A 20,782-nucleotide genomic window follows, 5' to 3' on the forward strand; every position below is an offset into this window, starting at 1 on the left:
TATAAACGAAATGTAAAAAACAAAAAAGCTTCAGGGTTGATACCCTGAAGCTTTTTCAATATTTTATTTTGCTTTAGGTATTACAACTGTTGCTTTAAAAAGGTCTCCGTCAATATTGATTGAAAAGCTTCCACCCTGGATTTCGGTCAGGCTTCTGGCGATTGAAAGACCGAGGCCGGACCCCTCACTGTTACGGGAGAAGTCTCCCCGCTTGAAGCGTTCCATCAGCTCATCTGCGGGAATATTCAATTCATATGCAGAAATATTTTTTATTGAAACAACTATGTTGTCATTTACATCTGCAGTTTCAATATAAACTCTGGAATTTGGCATTGCATACTTGAAAACATTTGAAATCAAGTTTTCTATAACTCTCCAAAGGAGCTTGCCATCAGCTATGACAAATAGTTTATCAGATGAAAAAATAGTCCTGAAATTCAGTCCGGAAGCCTGAATTTTGTCTGACAATTCTCCAAGGCCTTGATTTATTAAGGATACAATATTTATTTCTTCCGGGTTAACAGTTATACTTCCACTGGATGCTTTTGCGGCCTCAAATAAGTCTTCCGTTAATGTTTTGAGCCTTTGAGACTTTTTATCAATTATATCAAGATATTTTTGAGAGTTTTCGGATGAAAGTCCCTCACTTTTTAACAAATCAACATAGGTTATTATTGAGGTCAAAGGAGTTTTAAGGTCATGAGAGACATTGGTAATCAACTCGGCCTTCATCCTCTCAGCCTTTACCTGACTGCTTACTGCATGTTTCAAGCCGTCTGCAATACTGTCAATTGTTTCAGAGAGTTCTTTGAACTCAGTGATTCTTTGAGGGGGAATATTAGTTGACTGATCTCCTGAACGGATTCTTCTTGCACCTTCCGTTATAACCTTCAAACTCTTAAAGGTCTTTAGCAGAAAATAGACTGCTACAACATTAATACCAACTATCAGAACCAGTCCAAGCAGAATACCAAATGAGTCTGTAAACAATAGTGCTACTCCAACTAATGTAGCCACAGCATATACTCCAAAAATGAGGATTAGCCTTAATGCTGCAGGACTGTTATCATATACAGAGAGAACTTTTTCAAATAATTTCTTGAAAAAGTTATTTTTTATCCATAGAAAAGTTTTGTAGATAAGAGTGCTCTTTATAACTTCATGCCTCTTAAATCTTCTTACAAACATAGTAACAAAAACGATTCCGGCAAGGGTTCCAATGGATATTGCAGTACCTAACAGAACAGTCAAAATATTTACGTTGTAGTAGGAGCTATTTTTGTATATTATATACCTCCCATACTCAAAAACAGTTGCTAAACATATAACTACAATTCCTGCTAAAACTGCTAAGGCAACGTCAAGATATATATAATCTATGGGCATAAGAAGGATCCCGTCTTTACGTCTGCTCCTTCCTGCGGCATAAATAATATAGGAAAGGGCAAATAGAAAGGTCAGTATTCCGATTAATAAATATTTGATTCCTGTTAGGCCTTCCCGGACATGTTGGTTATAGACTGACAGTTCTGCATCATATCGTTTCTGAGATAACCCCAAAAAGATAACAGTATCTGAGGGGATATTGCCAGCATAAAGAAATTCATCAAGCTCCTTATTGGTACCTGCTTGCTTAAACTGGAAACTTACAGGGAGTGAATTGAAGAAATCTGCAACGATATAGTTACTGTTATTTGTTAACGTTACTACGCCGTTTGTTCTAACAGCATAATAGATTCCTTTAGTTGCCTTCAAGGTATCAAGTTTTATACGGTAATCTTCCAACTGTTCCTTGATATAACCGGTTTCTAAATCATATATCTTTGTTTTATACTCATTTTCTAAATTATCAACTTCACTTTTTCTCTCATCCAGCAATTTTTGTATTTCAGGTTTTTTTTCATCCTGAGAGTCAAGGATATCGTTAAAATCTTGTTTTTCGCTTGTATAATTGACCAGCAATGAACGATAATAATCGTTTATCCGGTTAATCTCTATCTGTTTATCACTTATCAGCCGGTTTTTTCTGTGGTTTAAAACGTCCTTATCCAGACAGGCTCCTGATTTTATATTTTCTTCATTTTTATATTTAATGGAAATGTCATAAACCAGAGTATAAGTTTCAGATAGGATGCCTTGGAGGTACATACTTTTCTTAAAATCCTTACTCTGAATTCCGGTATCAAAATAAGGAGCTTTTTCCAAGCCGTATGCCGCTGTAAGCATTCCAGCAACACATATTATAACTGCCAAAGTTTTCAGCCAGGCAGAATATCTATATTTTTTCAATTTTATATCCAATTCCCCACACCACCTTTAAATATTTAGGCTCTTTCGGATTGATTTCAATTTTTTCGCGAATTCTTCTTATATGGACAGCAACTGTATTTTCTGGTGAAAAGGAGGGTTCGTTCCATACCTGCTCATATATTTGGTCAATTGAGAACACTTTTCCGGCATTTTCGCATAAAAATTTTAGAATTTTATATTCTACAGGTGTTAACTTTACCGGTTTATCGTCAATTTTTACTTCCTTTGCGTCATCATCAATAACAAGGCCTCCTGTTTTGAATACACCTGATTGTGCAACAAAGCTACCCAAGGATACATACCTTCTAAGCAGTGACTTTACTCTGGCAACAAGTTCAAGGGGGTTAAACGGTTTGGTTACATAATCATCCGCACCCATGTTTAAACCGATGATTTTGTCTGTGTCTTCTGATTTTGCACTTAACATTAAGACTGGAATATTGTAATTTTCACGTATTTTCATAGTGGCACGGATTCCATCCATTACAGGCATCATTATATCAATAATAACCAGATGTATTTCAGAATTATCAAAGACCGAAAGAGCTTCTGCACCGTTAGATGCCTTATAAACACAATAACCTTCATTTTTCAGATATATCTCGATGGCATCCACAATTTCCTTATCATCATCACAAACAAGAATATTCACAAAAACTACCTCCCCAAGTATGCTGCTTAGTTGCTTAATAAGCTGTTATTCAACGCAAACATTATATCACATCCTTTTATTAGGTTTTTAGGACATGTAAAATATAGCTATAATCTACATTACATAATAATAGCAGCACAATCTTACGGAACTATTGATAAAATTCTTAAGATTTTCTTAACATGAAGGAGGGTGAGAGGCTTATATAAAAAGGAGTGCCGTTACTGTACTTTAACAGATGAAGGCACTCCCGCTTGGTTAGATATTCAAGTCGTATTTATACAAATTATAAGTTGTGTCGGCACTCATATCTTTTGATACATTTGTTCCGTCAAGTAAAAGCTTATGCCCGCAGCTTTCACATCTGAAAGTAAGTCCATTCAGTCTGCTTATTTCTTCTTCCGGAAGGTTTAATAACACACTTTCACAAATGCAGCATCTAATTGTGCAAAAATTCAAAATAACTTCCCCCATTTCAATTATATTCTATAAGGTATATTTAGAATTGACTATTTTTAGAACTTCATTCATATAAATAGTACTAAATTATATTACAATATTTCCCATAAATACGTTACAAATTTTGAAAATATGTACAAGCCAGTAATATTTTTATTTTATATGAATATAGTTTTTATAACCCGAAATTTATAAGGATTTTGCCGTTAGATATGGAGGTCAACGCTATGAGAGATACTATTTACGATAATACCTATCTGGAAGGAAATAAGGGTAATCTAACAAAACTACCTATTATCTTGTGTGCCGTTGGTGGTATTGTACTGGGTGGGTTAGCCTTTAGATTGGCAAACGGAAAGGTTAATATACCCATTGATTTTAAACAAATTAACCCAAAAGCTTCTGCAACAATAGAATCATCAGAAAACATAAAAGAGTATGTTTTTAAGCTTTTTGGAATTGACCTGTACAATCCCATAACAATATTAAATACAAACTATCCATATTTTAAAATGTTCTATGATAAAAAATATCAGCCGCCTGCTTCAGAAAAAGTACAGCAGGAGATTAACAAAATCCAAAATGCTCAGACAAAATCTGCACAGCCGCAGGAAAATGTAACTCAAAAGCCTTCAGGTAACCCCGCAGGACAGTTAAAAGAGGCATCAAGCAGTATAACATTTGAGGGGGATGTTGAAGAAACGGATCAAAAAAATAATCCTATTGTTTCAAGTGGAAAAATCAACATTAAAAACGAAACAAATTTAAAAATAGATATAAAGAAGTTGCTTAATGAGCCTTTAAAACTTGCTCCTGATAAAAATGGCCCTAAGATATTTATATATCATACCCACACAACGGAGTGCTTTTTAAAGAGTGCCGACGAAATAGGCAAGAGCAATACCCCTTCAAGGACAACCAATAATAAGTACAATGTTGTCAGAGTGGGAGACGCTTTGATAAATAATCTTAAAAAATATAACATAGATGTTCTGCATAATACAACCATACACGATGCCGACTACAACAGTTCCTATGTAAAGTCTCTTAATACGCTGACAGGCTATGTTGACAAGTATTCCTCCCTTAAAATGGCCATAGACCTTCACCGTGATGCCGCAGGCGAAGGAAAACTGCGAGCAGTGAAGAAAATTAACGGCAAAAATGTAGCGGAAATAATGTTTGTTATTGGTACAGATGCCAAGCTAAGCAATCTTCGGTGGAAGGAGAACCTGAAACTTGCAATTAAAGTTCAGGCCAGACTGAACGAAATATGCCCAGGAATTGCAAAGCCAATCTACGTAAGTAAAAACAGGTACAACCAACATTTAATGAACGGTTCGGTTATAGTCGAAATAGGAGGGGACGGAAATGTAATAGATGAATGTGTCCGTAGTACATCATATCTTGCAGAGGCTATAAATGATGTGATATTCAAAAAGAAATAGGGTTAAAATAACTTCGTATTGTTAAAAATAGTACATAAGGGTTTAGTTTTTAATACAGATTTGAACCCGAAATAATAAAAATGCGGGGTTATATATGCCAAGAAAAACAAGATTCAAGCAAAGGAGATTGTACCAATTTAAAATTGCACTTGTATCAGTAGTATTTGTGCTGATTCTTGTATTTGGACTTTTAGCAGTTGATTATAGTAAAAGTTATATTTACTATGGTGAACCCAAAATGGAAATACTGCAAATATCGCCTGTTGACCCTGATATTTACCGGATAACCTTTTTAGGTAATTATTTTGACCTCAATTTGAAGTATTTAAAGGGTAATGTATTAAAAGTAAGAGCTTTTTTTATTACTGACCGGTAGTGTAACCATATTGTTACCATTATATCGGTAGGATGTGTTAAGCTACATTTAGATATTAATTTAAAAGCAGAAAGGGTCTGACACAATGAAAAAAGCACTATTATTTGTTATGATTATTGCAATTGTATTAACTTTATTTCCAACTGTTACAGGTGTTTCATCCGTCTCCGCGGACTCAGAAAAGTCTGTAAAAGTTGAGACTGCAAAGATAGAAAAAATTGATGGCATCTGTTCCATTAAGATAATATATCCTGTTTTAAGCGGGTTTACTTCAGCTGGAAAAATTAATGAATTACTCAACAATACAAACCTTGATTCTATCGGATTTATCAGGAGAGAACAGGCGTATTTGGATGAATACATAAAAGATATGCCCCCAAGAGAACAAAATCTTCCTTTGGCATCCATAGATTCATTATTTGATTACAATACAAGCGGTGACATTCTATCCTTTGTCACAAATACATATGTGTACACCGGTGGTGCACATGGTATGACTACACTGGAATCTTATACCGTAAATACAAAAACGGGCGAATTGTATTCTTTTAATTCGATGTTTAATCCTAATTCAAACTACAAGAAAGTTATTCTTGATAAAATTAATAAGTCAATAGATAAAGAAAAGGATATGTATTTTGATAATGCAAAGACTACTGTAGATGAAGCAAAGAGTAATTACAAATTTTATATTGACGGAAACAGACTTGTAATATACTTCGGAGTATATGAATTAAGGCCATATGCTGGGGGGATAGCGAGATTCAGTATACCTGCCAAAGAGCTTAAAGGATTGCTTAAGGATGACGTCTATAATCAGATGATAAATGCAAAACCCCTTGATAAAATTAGACTAAACGGTACAAGTATGAAAAACCAGTTCAAAACTTACGAAAAAGACTATGTATTAATGATACCCCTCAAAGCTACAGCTGAAATCCTTGGCTACAAGGTAGGCTGGGATTCAAAAAATGGAGCAAGCATAGCGGGTGGCTATGTTAAGAATAATGTTGACACATATTACACTGCGGGTTCTAAAAAAATAAAGCTTACTCCTGCAAAAATAATTGGAAATGTTATGTATGTACCGGTAATGTACTTTTCAGAGGTTTTAAAAGAGGATGTAAGTTATGATGGGGAAGCATTACGGTTTTTCACCAAATCAACCGTAACACCAAGTCAGTTTGACATACAGAGTACTGAGTTTATGAGAGCTGACAGTGCTAAAGAATGTGCTGATTTGTATGCAAAAGCAGTAAAAGAACGTAAAGGAGTAATTCAATACGGCCTTATGTCACCAAAATTAAGGGCTGCCAACAAAACGGGTTTTGAAGAAATGAATTGGGTAACAGGGGTATCCAGCCCATGGGTTACAACATACAATGTTAAGGATAACGGCGATGGTACTTTTAAAATAACATTCCATTGGGCTACTTCTACTGGAAAATCCGCTGACACAATAGTAACCCTGTCCGTCAGCAAGGTGAAGGATCAGGAATACTTTGAGATTTCCGGTATTAAAGAGTAATCTTTATTCGCCACTTAAGTCAAAAGCTATAGTCACCTGCAAAAGTGGTGACTATAGCTTTGTCTTTTAGGACAATAAGTATCAAATCACTATATTGCACCTTTAAAAGTATATGGTATAATTAAATGCGCATAATTGTGTTTATGTGGAATCAAAGCTTTGGAGGTAATAAATGCCTAGCGAACGACAGAAATATATTAGAAATTTTTGTATAATAGCACATATAGATCATGGTAAGTCAACCTTGGCAGACAGATTATTGGAGAAGACCGGGGTTCTGACATCCAGAGAAATGCAGGAACAGGTTCTGGACAATATGGAGCTTGAGAGAGAACGTGGGATAACTATAAAGGCCCAAGCGGTCAGAATGGTATATAAAGCCCCTGACGGTCATGAATACATTTATAATTTAATAGATACTCCCGGACATGTTGACTTTAATTATGAGGTGTCAAGAAGCCTTGCGGCTTGCGAAGGTGCCATTCTGGTTGTTGATGCGGCACAGGGCATAGAAGCCCAAACCTTGGCAAACGTTTATCTCGCACTGGAGCATAATCTGGAAATAATGCCGGTTATAAATAAAATAGATCTCCCAAGTGCACAACCTGACGTTGTAAAGAAGGAAATAGAAGACGTTATAGGTCTTGACGCTTCGCAGGCACCAATGGTTTCTGCCAAGAACGGGATAAACATTGAAGAGGTTCTTGAGAAGATAGTTGATATGATTCCATGCCCCGATTGTGATGAAAGTGCTCCCCTTCGAGCATTGATATTTGACTCATTCTATGACAGTTACAAGGGTGTTATAGTTTATATGAGGGTCAAGGAAGGTACTGTGAAAACAGGAGATACCATCCATATGATGTACACCAAAAAAGAATTTGTTGTTACCGAACTGGGGTATCTTAGACCTGGAGGACTATCTCCTGCCGATGAACTTAAGGCCGGTGATGTAGGATATATAGCGGCAAGTATTAAGAATGTAAGGGACACCCGTGTTGGTGATACCATAACTCTTGCTGATAATCCTGCAAAAGAACCGCTTCCGGGATATAAAAAAGTAAATTCCATGGTTTTCTGCGGAATTTACCCTGCTGACGGTTCAAAGTATGGTGACCTTCGTGATGCTTTGGAAAAACTGCAGCTTAATGATGCTGCCCTTACCTTTGAACCTGAGTCATCGGTGGCCCTTGGGTTTGGTTTCAGATGCGGATTTCTCGGACTGCTTCATATGGAAATAATTCAGGAGAGGCTTGAAAGAGAATACAATTTTGACTTGGTTACAACCGCTCCAAGCGTTATATACAAGGTTACAACCACAGATGGTGATGTTATTGAGATTGATAACCCAACCAATCTACCCCCTGTTACCGAAATTGAAATGATGGAGGAACCTGTGGTAAAAGCAACAATAATGGTACCCACAGAATACGTAGGCAACATTATGGAATTGTCGCAGGAGAGAAGAGGGTTATACAAGGATATGTCCTATATTGATGAGGGTAGGGCTATGCTAACTTATGAAATGCCTCTGAATGAGATAATATATGATTTCTTTGATGCCTTGAAATCAAGAACCAAAGGCTATGCATCCTTTGACTATGAGCTTATCGGCTACAGGGAATCTGACCTTGTTAAACTTGATATAATGCTAAACGGTGAAGTCGTTGATGCTTTGTCTTTTATAGTCCACCGTGAAAAATCTGTGGCAAGAGGCAGGAGAATGACGGAAAAGCTAAAGGAATCAATTCCGAGGCAGATGTTTGAAATACCTATTCAGGCATGTATCGGAGGTAAGATAGTAGCTCGTGAAACCGTTAAGGCATTCAGAAAAGACGTTCTGGCAAAATGTTACGGTGGTGACATAACCAGAAAGAGAAAACTTCTTGAAAAGCAGAAGGAAGGAAAGAAACGTATGCGTCAGGTAGGCTCTGTAGAAGTTCCACAGGAAGCTTTCATGAGCGTTCTGAAGCTTGATTAAAAAAAATAAAAAGCCAAAAAAGACTGTGCAAATAACATTGCACAGTCTTTTGTAAATTTTAAACCCAAAAACCATTACCAAATATTCCGTAAAGCAATATCGAATAGTTTTTATACATAAGGTAAAAATAATTTCATTATCATATTTGGAACAAATAAAATATAACAGTTCCATAGGCTCTCATTCAAATTTTGCAGTCTAATTGGACATACCAAAAGGTTATACAAAAACATTTTGAAAGGATGGATCTGATGAAAGCTGTGATTATGGCAGGTGGAGAGGGATCACGTCTAAGACCGCTGACCTGTAATAGGCCAAAACCTATGGTGCCAATTGCCAACAAGCCTGTAATGGAGCATATTATTGAGCTTTTGAAAAAATATGGGATCAGGGATATTGCGGTAACCTTGCAGTATATGCCGGAAAAAATAAAAGATTATTTTGGTGATGGAAGAGAGTACGGAGTCAACCTTAAATATTTTACAGAAGATGTTCCCCTTGGCACTGCCGGAAGCGTAAAAAATGCCGAGGAATTTTTGGATGAGACATTTATAGTTATAAGCGGGGATGCTCTGACAGATATTAATTTGCAAGAGGCTCTTGAGTTTCATAAAAAGAACAGGTCTATTGCGACACTGGTTTTAAAGAAAGTTGAGTGCCCTATAGAATATGGAGTTGTTGTAACGGCTGCAGACGGAAAAATTAGAAGATTCCTTGAAAAACCAAGCTGGGGAGAGGTTTTCAGCGATACTGTAAACACCGGTATTTATGTCTTGTCCCCTGAGGTACTTAAATATTTCGAAAAGGGAGTTGTTTTTGATTTCAGTAAGGATTTATTCCCAATCCTATTAAGAAAAGAAGAGCCAATGTATGGTTTTGTAACCCAAGACTACTGGTGTGATATCGGCGATTTGGATGCCTACGTTGGGGTACACACTGATATTCTCGATAAAAAGGTTAACATAAGTATTAATGCCCGGGAAATCAGACAGGGGGTTTGGGCCTCAGAAGGAGCAGTAATATCAAAAGAAGCTATAATCAAGCCTCCCGTGCTAATAGGTAAAAATTCTGTTGTCAAGGATGGCAGTGTATTGGGGTGCTATACTGTCATAGGAAATGAATGTCATATTGGTGAAGGCAGCACCACAAAAAGGAGTATCTTGTGGAATAGCTGTATTTTGAAAAATAATGTTGAGCTAAGAGGAAGCGTACTTTGCAGTAGTGTTAAATGCAGGGAAAAAACAGCGGCTTTTGAAGGAACGGTTGTGGGTGAGAATTGTATTCTGGGTGAAAATGCCTTAATTAAGCCGGGTATAAAAATCTGGCCTGAAAAGCACATTGACATGGGTACTGAAGTATGTACAAACATTGTTTGGGGTTCAAGATATTCCAAAAACCTTTTTGGAAGCAGAGGAATTTCCGGTGAAATCAATGTTGATATAACACCTGAATTTGCATCAAGAATGGCTGCGGCTTACGGTGCTGTATGTAAAAAAGGTTCGGGACTGGCTATAAGCTGTGAGGAAGTAGATGCTTTAAAAATGATAAAAAATGCCTGCGTTTCAGGTATGCTATCAGCAGGTGCGGAAGCCTACGATTTAGGAACGTCCTTGCTGCCGGTTACAAGGTCTGCCATACGATACTATAATTTATCCGGTGGAATTCATATCTCTGAAGGAAATAAAAAAGGAAAAATCATAATTGATATTTTGGATAATAAGGGAAGAAATATTTCCAGAAATGAAGAGAGGAAAATTGAAAACTGCTATATCAGGGAAGACTTTGCCAGATGCGAGGCAGATGAAATAAAAGCAGTTATTAATGTACCTGATCATAAAGTATTCTATATTAGAAGTATACTAAACCATACATTGTCAGAAAACCATGATTTGAAAATTGCTTTAATAGCACCTTCGGGTGATCTGAAGAATATAGTGTCGGCAGTGTTAAACGAGTTGAATTGCCGGTATGAATTTGTTAATACAAAAGAAGCCCATGATAAACGAAAAAGCCTTTTTTCCGATTTGAAAACACTTTCGCAAGTTGTCAGGCACGGAGGCTTTGATGTGGGAGTTTATTTTGCAAACTCGTATGATAAGATTTTTCTTATAGACACAAAGGGTAGAATAATAGCCGATGACTTGTATATGGCACTTATTTCATACATTCATTTAAAATCAAAGGCCGGCAACAAGGTTATAGTCCCATTAAATGCCAGTACTGTAATTGAAAAAATGGCAGGAGAGAATAAAGAAAGGGTTATAAGAACAAAGACCTCACCAAAAGATCTGATGAACAGGATACTCGATGATGAATTTGACGAAAGTATGTTGGATTTCTTTGCCATGAATTTTGACCCTATAGAAGCCTTTATCAGAATAATAGATTATATGGCGCTTAGTGATACAAACCTTGCAAAGATAGTGGATTCCATACCCGATTTTCATATAATAAAAAAAGAGGTAAAATGCTCCTGGTCTGCAAAAGGAAAGGTCATTAGAGCTATTATTGAGGAAAATTCGAACAGTGTTGAAACAATTGAAGGAGTTAAAGTAGTGGGTGATAAGGGTTGGGTTCTCGTATTGCCGGATGCGGAAAAGCCTGTTTGTAAGGTGATAGGAGAAGGTTATACCCAAGAATTCGCCAATGAATTAACAGATATTTTTGTAGATAAAGTAAAATCAATCAGCCAAAACAAGATAACTTGAATGTTCATATTATTTTAGTGCATCTGAATCTTTAAGTTTCAGATGCATTTTTAAGTTTATAGTACAATGAATAACAGGTATATTATATGCTAAGATTAATGATTAAAATATTAAATGGAGTGAGTCACTATGAGAGTATTTTTCGCTATTGAGTTTGACGATGTTATAAAGAATTATTTATCTGAGGTTCAGCATGAAGTCAGATCCCATTGTATCTCCGGGAATTTTTCCTTTAAAGAAAATTTTCATCTTACACTAAGATTTTTAGGTGAACAGAATACCCAGCAGGTTGAAAATCTAAAACAGGTATTAAAGGATGTAGCCGGGGTTTCGGAATTTGAGCTCAGGCTGGACAAATTGGGAAGTTTCAGGAAGGGGAACAGAAGTATAATATGGGTTGGATTGGAAAAAAGTTTACAACTCCAACAGCTTTACAATAATATGGAGAAAACCTTGTCTCAAAACGGATATCAAAAAGAGGAAAGAAGCTATAATCCTCATATAACCCTGGCTAGAGAAGTAAAAATGGAAAAGTTTGAATTTTTGGCAGAAAAAACTGAAATTGAGCAGCTTACTGTCAAAGTGAAATCGATCTCTCTTATGGAAAGCAAGCGTATTAATGATAAGCTTGCATATGTTCCCCTTGAAAGGGTTGAACTACAACATGATTTATAAATTTAACTAAAAAGGTTACAGATTCGTCTAATTGTATTCCAGTAATTAAAATGATAAAATATTACTCAAATAGCATATATAGCATTTTGAAACATGGTTTACAAAAGAAAACTCATACGGAGGTAAAAATGAAAAGAATCAATATAGCAAAATGTGCAGTTCTCGTTTTTGTTTTCGTTTTATGTACTGCAAATACTTTTGCAGCTGGAACTACCCTTAGCATAAACGGACAGGAACTATCGAGCGGAATAAAGACAATAGAGGGTAAGCAGTATATATCCGTCGATGCATTGTCATCCTATCTGGAAGGGGTTTCAATTACACAGGGGAACAGTTCCATCGAAATAAATTCTTCTGACAGGATTTCAAATGTAGTGTCAAAAGTAAGCCCATCAGTAGTCGGAATTATAGGAAAATTGAAAGAAAGCAGTTACGAATATGATGAAACTTCAGACAATATAATATTCGGCACAGGAGTTATATATCGCAGTAACGGTTACATAATAACAAATGCCCATGTGGTAAAAGATATGGAGAGCATTGTTGTAGTGCTTTCAAACAGTAAAGCATACAAGGCAAGGCTGAAAGCTATTGATGAGGATCTTGATCTGGCAGAGATAAAAATTGATAAAGGGGGTCTCCAACCTGCAACATTCGGAGACATTTCAAAAGTAGCCGTAGGAGATGAGGTTGTGGCAATAGGAACACCATTGTCCTTTGGTCTTAGAAATTCCGCTACTAGGGGAATAATCAGCGGGATGAACAGGTCTGAAAACAGACAGTATAGATTTTTACAAACAGACGCTGCTATTAATTCGGGAAACAGTGGTGGCCCGTTGGTAAATATGAAAGGCGAAGTTGTAGGAATAAATTCATGGGTTTATGCAGGAATAGGTGTACAGGGTATGGGATTTTCAATACCTGTGGATACGGTTAAATATGCCATAGACCAGTTTGAAAAGTTTGGGAAAATCAGACGCCCTTATCTTGGCTTGGTTTTCTCCGATAGTATAACTTCTATATATGGCTTACCTAATACCGCATCGGGAGTAACTGTAAAATCAATTGAAAAAAACGCTCCTGCCCAAAAATACAATATCAAAGTTGATGACAGACTGATTTCCATTAACGGTGTCAAGGTCAACTCAACCACAGACTACAATGAAGAATTAAAAAAGTATCTGCCCGGCGACATTGCTGAATTTAAATTACAGCGTGACAATAGGGAAATAAATATAACTGTTACTTTTGGCGAAAAATAATATTAATTAATAAGGGCGTGCAAATATGAAAAACAAGAAATATATAAGTATACTCATTGTTTTGGCAATTTTACTGGCAAGCATTTCAGGTACATATGCAGCTGACGATGACAAGACGGTAATAGAACTCCGGGCAGGTACCAATCAGGTTTGTGTAGATGGAAATTATTCCAATATAGCTGAATCACCGTATGTTATAGACGGTACTTTTTTAGTACCTATGGAGTGGTTTGCCGATACAATTGGGGCCGAGGTAACTAAAACCTCCGAGGATAGTGAACGTATCATTTACGGCGGAAATACGGCTGAAATAAGTATAGGTCAAGCTGTATACACATCAAACTATGAACAAAAGACCATGTCAGTTGCTCCGCAACAAAAAAACAACAGTACGATGGTTCCTGTGGATTTTATAACATCAAATTTTCCTGTGACTGTTACAAGTGATATGGATAGAGGTACCGTAAAAATCGTTCTTGAAGACGATGGTGCCTTAAGTGATTTGTCATTTCTTACAGGAGGGATAAGTACCCCTAAAATAGGCAACAGCTTTTTTGGATGGAGTCTTAGTGTACCTTCCGGGTCCAGAGTTATATCCAACAGTTTCAAGTCCGACTCCATTCAGTTGACAAACGAGGGTAGAGGGTTGTATTTTGAAATTAAGGTTGAACTAAAAAATGGCAGGACATTATCACAGTATTCAAATACATTCAAGCTTGAGAACAGTACCGAAGAATCAAATTTGAACTTAAAAGCCAAAGTCCCGTACTTTGAGTGTTCTGGTACATCAGAATACGATGAACCAACAAGAACCAGAATTTACGATAAGGGTCAGTATTTTTACTGTTTGACAATTGGCTGCTACGACGGTAGTGTATCTTCCAAGCATCTGATGTCCGATAAGTATTATTCAGATATTATAAACTCCTTTAGCCTTGAATATAAAGGCAATGTAAAAGGAATACAGGATCTTTCAAAAGTAGTTAACGGTAAAGTTAGCTATTATAACTATATTTCATTCTCATCACGTAATAAATACCTTTCATGGTCTATGGATATTCCTGCAAACTGGAACAATCTACAAATTTCTAGTAATCAGTTAACAACTTTCCTAGGACTTGATACAAAACACTATGTTCAGATTGCTGTAAACATTTTGGGAGAGAAGACTCTGGGGCAATATGTAGAAAATATTAAAAAAGGCTATGACAAAAATTTCAGCCCAAAGGCGTATACCTTTGTAAGTACCGGAGATAGAACTTTAGCCGGAGCAACCGCTAAAAACCTTAAGTTCAAGATAAAACAGGGTGGAAAAGATTACGTTATTGATGAATATTATTTACAGAAAGGTTCATTTATTTATGAAATCTCAGTAAAGCTTCCTGAAAAAGAATATTCCAAAGCAAAAACCGAATATCTGAATACCGTTGATAAAATATCATTCTTCAGCGAAAAAGAGGATAAGCTGTCTGACGAAATAAGTGATTTTAACGCCTCAAAGGAGGAAGACAGGGTATCTCCTAATGATAAACCCTTTAATTATGCAAATAAAGCCTATAAATGGAATTTGAAGATACCGGGATACTGGACAGATTCCAGTATGTTCAATACTATACAATTCAGCAATCCCAATACAAACGCATTTATAATGATTGAAGCTACACAGAATACTGCTGAAACCAAAAGCCTTCCGGACAAGGAAAAGTTTTATCTAAGTTCGATTATGTCTTCAACGGGTTTTAAACTTACCTCTAAAAGTACTACTTCAGACAAGGGAACAAAAGTCAGAAACTATACATACCGAGTTGAGGATGAAGAACAGGATTTGTATGGGGCTGCACAAATCCATGTTTTTGAAAAAGGAAGCTATTCATATTTCTTTATGAGTTTCATACCGGATTTGACTGCAACTGATAAGGCAGTCAAGGAGATTAATGATATTTGGAAATCACTTACAATTACAAAGTAAAAGGTGCAAAATGAGAGACAGGATACAACCTTTGGCGTACAGGATGTCGCCAAGGACAATTGATGAATTTGTCGGACAAAAACATATAATTGGTAAGGACAAGATGCTCTACAGGATGATAAAGGCTGACAGAATAACCTCTATCATTTTGTACGGCCCGCCGGGGACAGGAAAAACCTCTCTGGCACGAATAATAGCAAATACAACCCAATCCAGCTTTGAAAAGCTGAATGCCGTTACCTCCGGTGTAGCGGACATAAAAAGAATAGCCGCTGATACACAAAACACACTGTTAAATCCTAATGGAAGAACAGTATTGTTTATAGACGAGATTCATAGGTTCAATAAAGCTCAGCAGGATGCACTGCTCCCTTTTGTTGAGGATGGCTCCATTGTACTTATTGGTGCTACTACAGAAAATCCGTTTTTTGAAGTAAATAAGGCATTAATATCAAGATCTACAGTATTTATGCTGAAACCTCTTGAAAGTGATGATATCAAAGAGTTATTAAAATATGCTCTTGAGGACAAAGAAAGAGGACTGGGAAACTACCAGATTAATATAACAGATGAAGCAATGGATTACCTTTGTGAGGTTAGTTCAGGGGATGCCAGGACTGCACTGAATTCACTGGAGCTTGCAGTTCTTACCTCAGAGTTGGGTGAAGACGGCAAAATAGACATTGGAATTGATGCAATAGAACAATGTGTTCAAAAGAAGGCTATACGATTTGATAAAAACGGAGAAGAGCATTATGATAATATCAGTGCTTTCATAAAGTCAATGAGAGGGAGTAATCCCGATGCAGCCGTATTTTATTTGGCAAGGGCTCTTTATGCCGGTGAAGATGTGGAATTCCTTGCCAGAAGAATAATTATATGCGCATCGGAGGATGTCGGAATGGCCAATCCCACGGCGTTACAGGTGGCAGTTGCAGCAGCTCAGGCAGTTAAAATGATCGGTATGCCGGAGTCAAGGATAATACTTGCACATGCAGCCGTTACTGTGGCATGCAGCCCAAAATCCAATTCGGCATATATGGCAATAAACAAGGCATTATCAGATGTAGAATCAAAAAATACCGGAAGTGTTCCTATGCATTTGAGAAATGCCGCGGCAAAGGGAATGGAACAACTAGGGTACGGTATAGGTTATAAATATGCTCATGACTATAAAAACAACATAGTCAAGCAAGAGTTTTTCCCTGAGGAAATGAAGGGAACAATCTACTACAGCCCTACTCAAAATGGGTATGAAGCCAGAATAAAAGAATGGCTTGAAAAATGGAGGTAAAAATGGAAACCAGTACTTTAAAGAGAGTTTTGGCATGGATATTACTTGCAGGCTTCGTATTTCTGCTGTTAAATATAACGATATTCCATGTTTTAATTGTGCCAAGTGTGGCAGTGTATTTGATAATAGCTATCTTTTTTCTGTTTTCAAGGCCAAGGCTGGCAAGAGAAAACAAAAATTTAACAGATACTACTGCACGTCAGGAAACAGAGCCGGATACTGAAAATAATAAATGAAACTAAGAATAATAATAAATCCACAGCAAATAATATTCAGGTACAGACTATTGGATATTTGAGGTGGATTTATGATTGTTGCAGTTTCTTCAAATCTATTGGATATTGCAGAAGGGTTAATAAAAAGAGGTTATACGGTTGTTGACCTGTACTCCTATAAAAAGCCTGTGGATGCGGTTGTATATCAGGGGAAAAATTTTGATTTCTCTGCAATTACCGAGGATAACGTTAGTTCTAATGATGGTACAGGCAGTACAGGTTACGGAGTTTTTATAGTATGTTCAAACGGCAAGAGTATTGACGAAATTGATTATATGTTAAAGACTAGGTGTTATAGTTCGTTTTTTTAGCCAAAATAAAACAATAAAAAAATTTACAGATGCTTGCATTAACTTTGTTAATGTGTTAACATCTGATTAAATCATAGTAATTTAATTGGAATTGAGGTGATTAGCTTTTTTAAGACTGTATTTTAAAAAGCTGATTGCCTAAATTAATTTTTATAAGGGGCGTGGAGGTTAAAATGAAAGTATCAACAAAAGGAAGGTATGGACTCAGAGCTATTGTTGATCTTGCTGCCCATGAAAGTGAAGGACAGGTTTCTCTGAAAAGTGTTGCCGAAAGACAAAGACTTTCAGAAAACTATCTGGAACAGTTATTTTCATCACTGAAAAAGTCAGGTCTCGTTAAAAGCATAAGAGGGGCTCAAGGCGGCTATCTTCTAACAAGACCGGCTGATAAAATAACTGTTGGAGATATTTTAAGGTCTCTTGAAGGAACATTATGTCCGGTAGAATGTATTGACCCTGACGTGCCAGCCAGCTGTGACAGGGCAGATGAGTGTGTTACTGCAGATGTCTGGGCCAAGATAAGAGATAAAATTAACGAGGTAGTTGATTCAATAACTCTGGCTGATCTTGTTTCGGAGTTGGGAAATAAAACTAATAATGATTATATTTACTACATATAAGCTGTTTTTGTTGCTTCTTGCAGGGGTATAATTAAAATAAATATAATTTCACATATATAAAAGGGAGTGTTAGTGATGGAGGATAGAACAGTATACTTAGATCATGCTGCAACCACATATGTTAAACCTGAAGTATTTGAAGCTATGAAACCGTATTTCAGTGAGCATTTCGGAAATGCTTCGTCTATATATAGTTTGGGCCGTGACAGCAAAAAAGCTGTGGAAGAGTCCAGAGAAAAGGTTGCAAAAGCAATAGGTGCAGAACCTAGAGAGATATACTTCACCGGCTCAGGGAGTGAAGCAGATAACTGGGCACTTAAAGGAATAGCTGCTGCTTACAAGAAAAAGGGAAACCATATTATCACATCAGCTATTGAGCATCCCGCAATTATGAGTTCATGCAAATATCTTGAGGGTGAGGGTTTTGAGATAACATATATTCCGGTAGACAGTGACGGACTTGTATCTCCGGAACAGGTAAGAAATGCAATTAAAGATAATACAATACTTATCAGCATAATGTTTGCAAATAATGAGATAGGTACTATTCAGCCTATAAAAGAAATCGGTGCCATCGCAAAGGAAAAGGGAGTTTTATTCCATACGGATGCTGTACAGGCAGTTGGAAATGTAAATATAGATGTTAAAGATTTAAACGTAGACCTCCTTTCTTTATCAGGTCACAAATTCTATGGACCAAAGGGCATAGGAGCGTTGTATATAAAGAAGGGCGTTAAGATTTCTTCATTTATCCACGGGGGACAGCAGGAGCGTGGAAAAAGAGCCAGTACAGAAAATGTTCCGGGCATAATTGGTTTAGGAAGAGCAATTGAACTTGCAACGGAAAACCTTGATGAATACAACAAGAAGCTCATTGAGCTCAGAGAAAAAACTATAGAGGGTCTGTTTGCAAAAGTTCCTTATATCAGGTTAAACGGACACAGACATAACAGACTTCCCGGTAATGTAAATATTTCATTTGAGTTTATAGAGGGAGAATCGCTTCTTCTTATGCTTGATATGAAAGGAATATACGGTTCCAGTGGATCAGCCTGCTCATCAGGTTCTCTTGATCCTTCTCATGTCCTATTAGCTATAGGTTTACCCCATGAAATTGCACATGGTTCACTGAGGCTTACTTTTGGAGATGAAAATACCCAGGAAGATGTTGATTATATACTCGAGGTTATACCTCAGACGGTTAGCAAACTAAGAGATATGTCACCTCTTTGGGAAGCTGTAAGGGATAAAAAGTAAATTATATTATTTTATAGGGAAAAGAGGTATATAAAAAATGTATAGTGAAAAGGTTATGGATCATTTTTCAAATCCGAGAAATGTTGGAGAAATAGAAGATGCAAATGGTGTAGGACAGGTAGGAAACCCGAAGTGCGGGGATATAATGAAAATGTATCTTAAAATAGAAGATAATATAATTGTTGATGCAAAGTTCAAGACCTTCGGGTGCGGAGCGGCTGTTGCAACCAGCAGTATGGCTACTGAGCTAGTTAAGGGTAAAACAGTTGAAGAAGCTATGAAAATCACCAATAAGGCTGTTGCAGAAGCACTGGACGGACTACCACCGGCCAAAATGCACTGTTCTAATCTTGCGGAAGAAGCTATCGCCGCTGCATTGTCTGACTACAGAAAAAGAAACGGATTAGTTGACCTAAATGAAGGCGAAGATTGTACAGGCGAATGTTCATGTTGCCACCACAGCCATGGACGTGAGGAAGACTTTGAAGAAGAAGAATAGAATTTTTGCAGGAGATATATAATGGAATCAAAGAAAGTAATGCTTGGTATGAGCGGCGGCGTTGACAGTTCTGTAGCTGCCGCCATTTTATTAAGACAGGGTTATGAGGTAATAGGGGTCACTTTGCAGATATGGCAGGATATGGATGAAGAAAGGCAGAAATCGGAAGGCGGCTGCTGTTCACTTTCAGCTGTAGATGATGCCAGAAGGGTTGCAAACAAATTAGGTATACCTTACTATGTTTTAAATTTCAAGGCCATTTTTAATAAGACGGTTATAGAATACTTCAAAGAAGAATACTTCAAGGGAAGAACACCAAACCCATGTATTGCCTGTAACAGACATGTTAAGTGGCAGGCTATGCTGGACAAGGCTCTTTCCATGGGAATTGACTATATTGCCACGGGCCATTATGCAAAAGTAATGCAGGATGCTGCAACGGGAAGATTTATTCTAAAGAAATCAGTTACTGACAGAAAAGATCAGACATATGCACTGTATAATTTGACACAGCAGCAATTAAGCCATACGCTTATGCCGGTGGGTGACTATACAAAGGATGAAATAAGAGAAATCGCAAAAGAAATAGGACTTTCGGTAGCAACGAAACCTGATAGTCAGGAAATATGTTTTATACATGATAATGATTATGGCAAATTTTTAAGTGAGAACTGTGACAAAAAGATAGTTCCCGGAAAATTTGTAGATACAAAAGGGAATGTGCTGGGTAATCATAAAGGAATTGTTCATTACACGGTAGGACAAAGAAAAGGACTTGGCATAGCTTTTGGAAAACCAATGTTTGTGGTTGCTGTTAACCCCGAAAATAATACAGTTGTTCTTGGAGACGACAGTGAAGTATTTTCCGAAACGTTGACGGCATCTGATTTGAATTTTATTTCAATTGAGAAACCAATAGATGGAATGAGGGTAAATGCAAAAATCAGGTATTCTGCAAAGGAAGCACCTGCGACAATAAATGTAGTCGATGAAAACAGGATAAGGGTTGCATTTGATATACCCCAAAGGGCCATTACTCCGGGACAATCGGTAGTTTTCTATGACGGAGATGTAGTCGTAGGCGGAGGTACTATAGATTAATAAAACATAATTTTTTATAAAAATCTTCTATTAAAGCTTATTTTGAAGCTGTGATAG

The 20,782-nt window shown here is 36.9% G+C and carries 18 protein-coding genes; 15 read left to right on the forward strand and 3 right to left on the reverse strand.

The features are described from left to right. Window positions 1-63 precede the first annotated feature (63 nt). The 3 genes from L323_RS25755 to L323_RS25765 form a co-directional block, all read right to left on the reverse strand. Window positions 64-2,301 (reverse strand): sensor histidine kinase, encoded by a 2,238-nt coding sequence (locus tag L323_RS25755; protein WP_020814524.1) that lies wholly within the window; start codon window positions 2,299-2,301, stop codon window positions 64-66. Then, window positions 2,276-2,962 carry a response regulator transcription factor gene (locus L323_RS25760; protein ID WP_020814525.1) on the reverse strand — a complete coding sequence of 229 codons (687 nt, stop codon included), beginning with the start codon at window positions 2,960-2,962 and terminating at the stop codon, window positions 2,276-2,278. Before L323_RS25760 ends, L323_RS25755 begins: the two co-directional genes overlap by 26 nt. A 258-nt stretch (window positions 2,963-3,220) precedes the next feature. Further along, window positions 3,221-3,421: a hypothetical protein gene (locus L323_RS25765; protein ID WP_020814526.1), complete on the reverse strand. Its 201-nt coding sequence runs from the start codon at window positions 3,419-3,421 to the stop codon at window positions 3,221-3,223. Window positions 3,422-3,648: 227 nt separating this feature from the next. Between L323_RS25765 and spoIIP the strand changes: the two genes are divergently transcribed. The 15 genes from spoIIP to mnmA all read left to right on the forward strand — a co-directional run bounded on the left by spoIIP (window position 3,649) and on the right by mnmA (window position 20,725). After that, window positions 3,649-4,869, forward strand: coding sequence for a stage II sporulation protein P (spoIIP, locus tag L323_RS25770; RefSeq protein WP_020814527.1), 1,221 nt, complete (start codon window positions 3,649-3,651; stop codon window positions 4,867-4,869). A gap of 94 nt (window positions 4,870-4,963) precedes the next feature. After that, window positions 4,964-5,245: a hypothetical protein gene (locus L323_RS25775; protein ID WP_020814528.1), complete on the forward strand. Its 282-nt coding sequence runs from the start codon at window positions 4,964-4,966 to the stop codon at window positions 5,243-5,245. A gap of 85 nt (window positions 5,246-5,330) precedes the next feature. Then, window positions 5,331-6,773, forward strand: coding sequence for a stalk domain-containing protein (locus tag L323_RS25780; RefSeq protein WP_020814529.1), 1,443 nt, complete (start codon window positions 5,331-5,333; stop codon window positions 6,771-6,773). Window positions 6,774-6,945: 172 nt separating this feature from the next. After that, window positions 6,946-8,754 carry a translation elongation factor 4 gene (lepA, locus tag L323_RS25785; RefSeq protein WP_020814530.1) on the forward strand — a complete coding sequence of 603 codons (1,809 nt, stop codon included), beginning with the start codon at window positions 6,946-6,948 and terminating at the stop codon, window positions 8,752-8,754. A 251-nt stretch (window positions 8,755-9,005) separates the two neighbouring features. Further along, on the forward strand, window positions 9,006-11,462 hold the full coding sequence (locus tag L323_RS25790) for a mannose-1-phosphate guanyltransferase (RefSeq protein ID WP_020814531.1): 2,457 nt from the start codon (window positions 9,006-9,008) through the stop codon (window positions 11,460-11,462). Between the two features lie 129 nt (window positions 11,463-11,591). Then, window positions 11,592-12,137 (forward strand): RNA 2',3'-cyclic phosphodiesterase, encoded by a 546-nt coding sequence (gene thpR / locus L323_RS25795; RefSeq protein WP_020814532.1) that lies wholly within the window; start codon window positions 11,592-11,594, stop codon window positions 12,135-12,137. Window positions 12,138-12,265: 128 nt separating this feature from the next. After that, window positions 12,266-13,399: a S1C family serine protease gene (locus L323_RS25800; protein WP_020814533.1), complete on the forward strand. Its 1,134-nt coding sequence runs from the start codon at window positions 12,266-12,268 to the stop codon at window positions 13,397-13,399. A 25-nt stretch (window positions 13,400-13,424) separates the two neighbouring features. After that, window positions 13,425-15,368, forward strand: a complete 1,944-nt coding sequence (locus tag L323_RS25805; RefSeq protein ID WP_020814534.1) for a stalk domain-containing protein — start codon at window positions 13,425-13,427, stop codon at window positions 15,366-15,368. A gap of 10 nt (window positions 15,369-15,378) precedes the next feature. Continuing rightward, window positions 15,379-16,662: a replication-associated recombination protein A gene (locus L323_RS25810; protein WP_031341811.1), complete on the forward strand. Its 1,284-nt coding sequence runs from the start codon at window positions 15,379-15,381 to the stop codon at window positions 16,660-16,662. 2 nt (window positions 16,663-16,664) lie between these two features. Then, window positions 16,665-16,898: a hypothetical protein gene (locus tag L323_RS25815; RefSeq protein ID WP_020814536.1), complete on the forward strand. Its 234-nt coding sequence runs from the start codon at window positions 16,665-16,667 to the stop codon at window positions 16,896-16,898. 71 nt (window positions 16,899-16,969) lie between these two features. Beyond that, on the forward strand, window positions 16,970-17,248 hold the full coding sequence (locus L323_RS25820) for a YkuS family protein (protein ID WP_020814537.1): 279 nt from the start codon (window positions 16,970-16,972) through the stop codon (window positions 17,246-17,248). Between the two features lie 173 nt (window positions 17,249-17,421). After that, on the forward strand, window positions 17,422-17,868 hold the full coding sequence (locus L323_RS25825; RefSeq protein ID WP_020814538.1) for an RrF2 family transcriptional regulator: 447 nt from the start codon (window positions 17,422-17,424) through the stop codon (window positions 17,866-17,868). Between the two features lie 75 nt (window positions 17,869-17,943). After that, entirely contained in the window at window positions 17,944-19,125 is a 1,182-nt protein-coding gene (gene nifS, locus L323_RS25830) for a cysteine desulfurase NifS (RefSeq protein WP_020814539.1), read from the forward strand. Window positions 19,126-19,162: 37 nt separating this feature from the next. Continuing rightward, window positions 19,163-19,624: a Fe-S cluster assembly scaffold protein NifU gene (gene nifU / locus L323_RS25835; RefSeq protein WP_020814540.1), complete on the forward strand. Its 462-nt coding sequence runs from the start codon at window positions 19,163-19,165 to the stop codon at window positions 19,622-19,624. Window positions 19,625-19,645: 21 nt separating this feature from the next. Beyond that, complete coding sequence (gene mnmA, locus L323_RS25840; protein ID WP_020814541.1) at window positions 19,646-20,725, forward strand: tRNA 2-thiouridine(34) synthase MnmA; 1,080 nt, start codon at window positions 19,646-19,648, stop codon at window positions 20,723-20,725. The last annotated feature ends 57 nt before the right edge of the window (window positions 20,726-20,782 follow it).

Source organism: Ruminiclostridium papyrosolvens C7, assembly GCF_000421965.1.
Lineage (GTDB): Bacteria > Bacillota > Clostridia > Acetivibrionales > DSM-1351 > Ruminiclostridium > Ruminiclostridium papyrosolvens_A.

Bases quoted from the DNA above. Each gene is read 5' to 3' on its own strand.
- spoIIP (WP_020814527.1), top strand. From the start codon at position 3,649: ATGAGAGATACTATTTACGATAATACCTATCTGGAAGGAAATAAGGGT.
- L323_RS25775 (WP_020814528.1), top strand. From the start codon at position 4,964: ATGCCAAGAAAAACAAGATTCAAGCAAAGGAGATTGTACCAATTTAAA.
- L323_RS25780 (WP_020814529.1), top strand. From the start codon at position 5,331: ATGAAAAAAGCACTATTATTTGTTATGATTATTGCAATTGTATTAACT.
- lepA (WP_020814530.1), top strand. From the start codon at position 6,946: ATGCCTAGCGAACGACAGAAATATATTAGAAATTTTTGTATAATAGCA.
- L323_RS25790 (WP_020814531.1), top strand. From the start codon at position 9,006: ATGAAAGCTGTGATTATGGCAGGTGGAGAGGGATCACGTCTAAGACCG.
- thpR (WP_020814532.1), top strand. From the start codon at position 11,592: ATGAGAGTATTTTTCGCTATTGAGTTTGACGATGTTATAAAGAATTAT.
- L323_RS25800 (WP_020814533.1), top strand. From the start codon at position 12,266: ATGAAAAGAATCAATATAGCAAAATGTGCAGTTCTCGTTTTTGTTTTC.
- L323_RS25805 (WP_020814534.1), top strand. From the start codon at position 13,425: ATGAAAAACAAGAAATATATAAGTATACTCATTGTTTTGGCAATTTTA.
- L323_RS25810 (WP_031341811.1), top strand. From the start codon at position 15,379: ATGAGAGACAGGATACAACCTTTGGCGTACAGGATGTCGCCAAGGACA.
- L323_RS25815 (WP_020814536.1), top strand. From the start codon at position 16,665: ATGGAAACCAGTACTTTAAAGAGAGTTTTGGCATGGATATTACTTGCA.
- L323_RS25820 (WP_020814537.1), top strand. From the start codon at position 16,970: ATGATTGTTGCAGTTTCTTCAAATCTATTGGATATTGCAGAAGGGTTA.
- L323_RS25825 (WP_020814538.1), top strand. From the start codon at position 17,422: ATGAAAGTATCAACAAAAGGAAGGTATGGACTCAGAGCTATTGTTGAT.
- nifS (WP_020814539.1), top strand. From the start codon at position 17,944: ATGGAGGATAGAACAGTATACTTAGATCATGCTGCAACCACATATGTT.
- nifU (WP_020814540.1), top strand. From the start codon at position 19,163: ATGTATAGTGAAAAGGTTATGGATCATTTTTCAAATCCGAGAAATGTT.
- mnmA (WP_020814541.1), top strand. From the start codon at position 19,646: ATGGAATCAAAGAAAGTAATGCTTGGTATGAGCGGCGGCGTTGACAGT.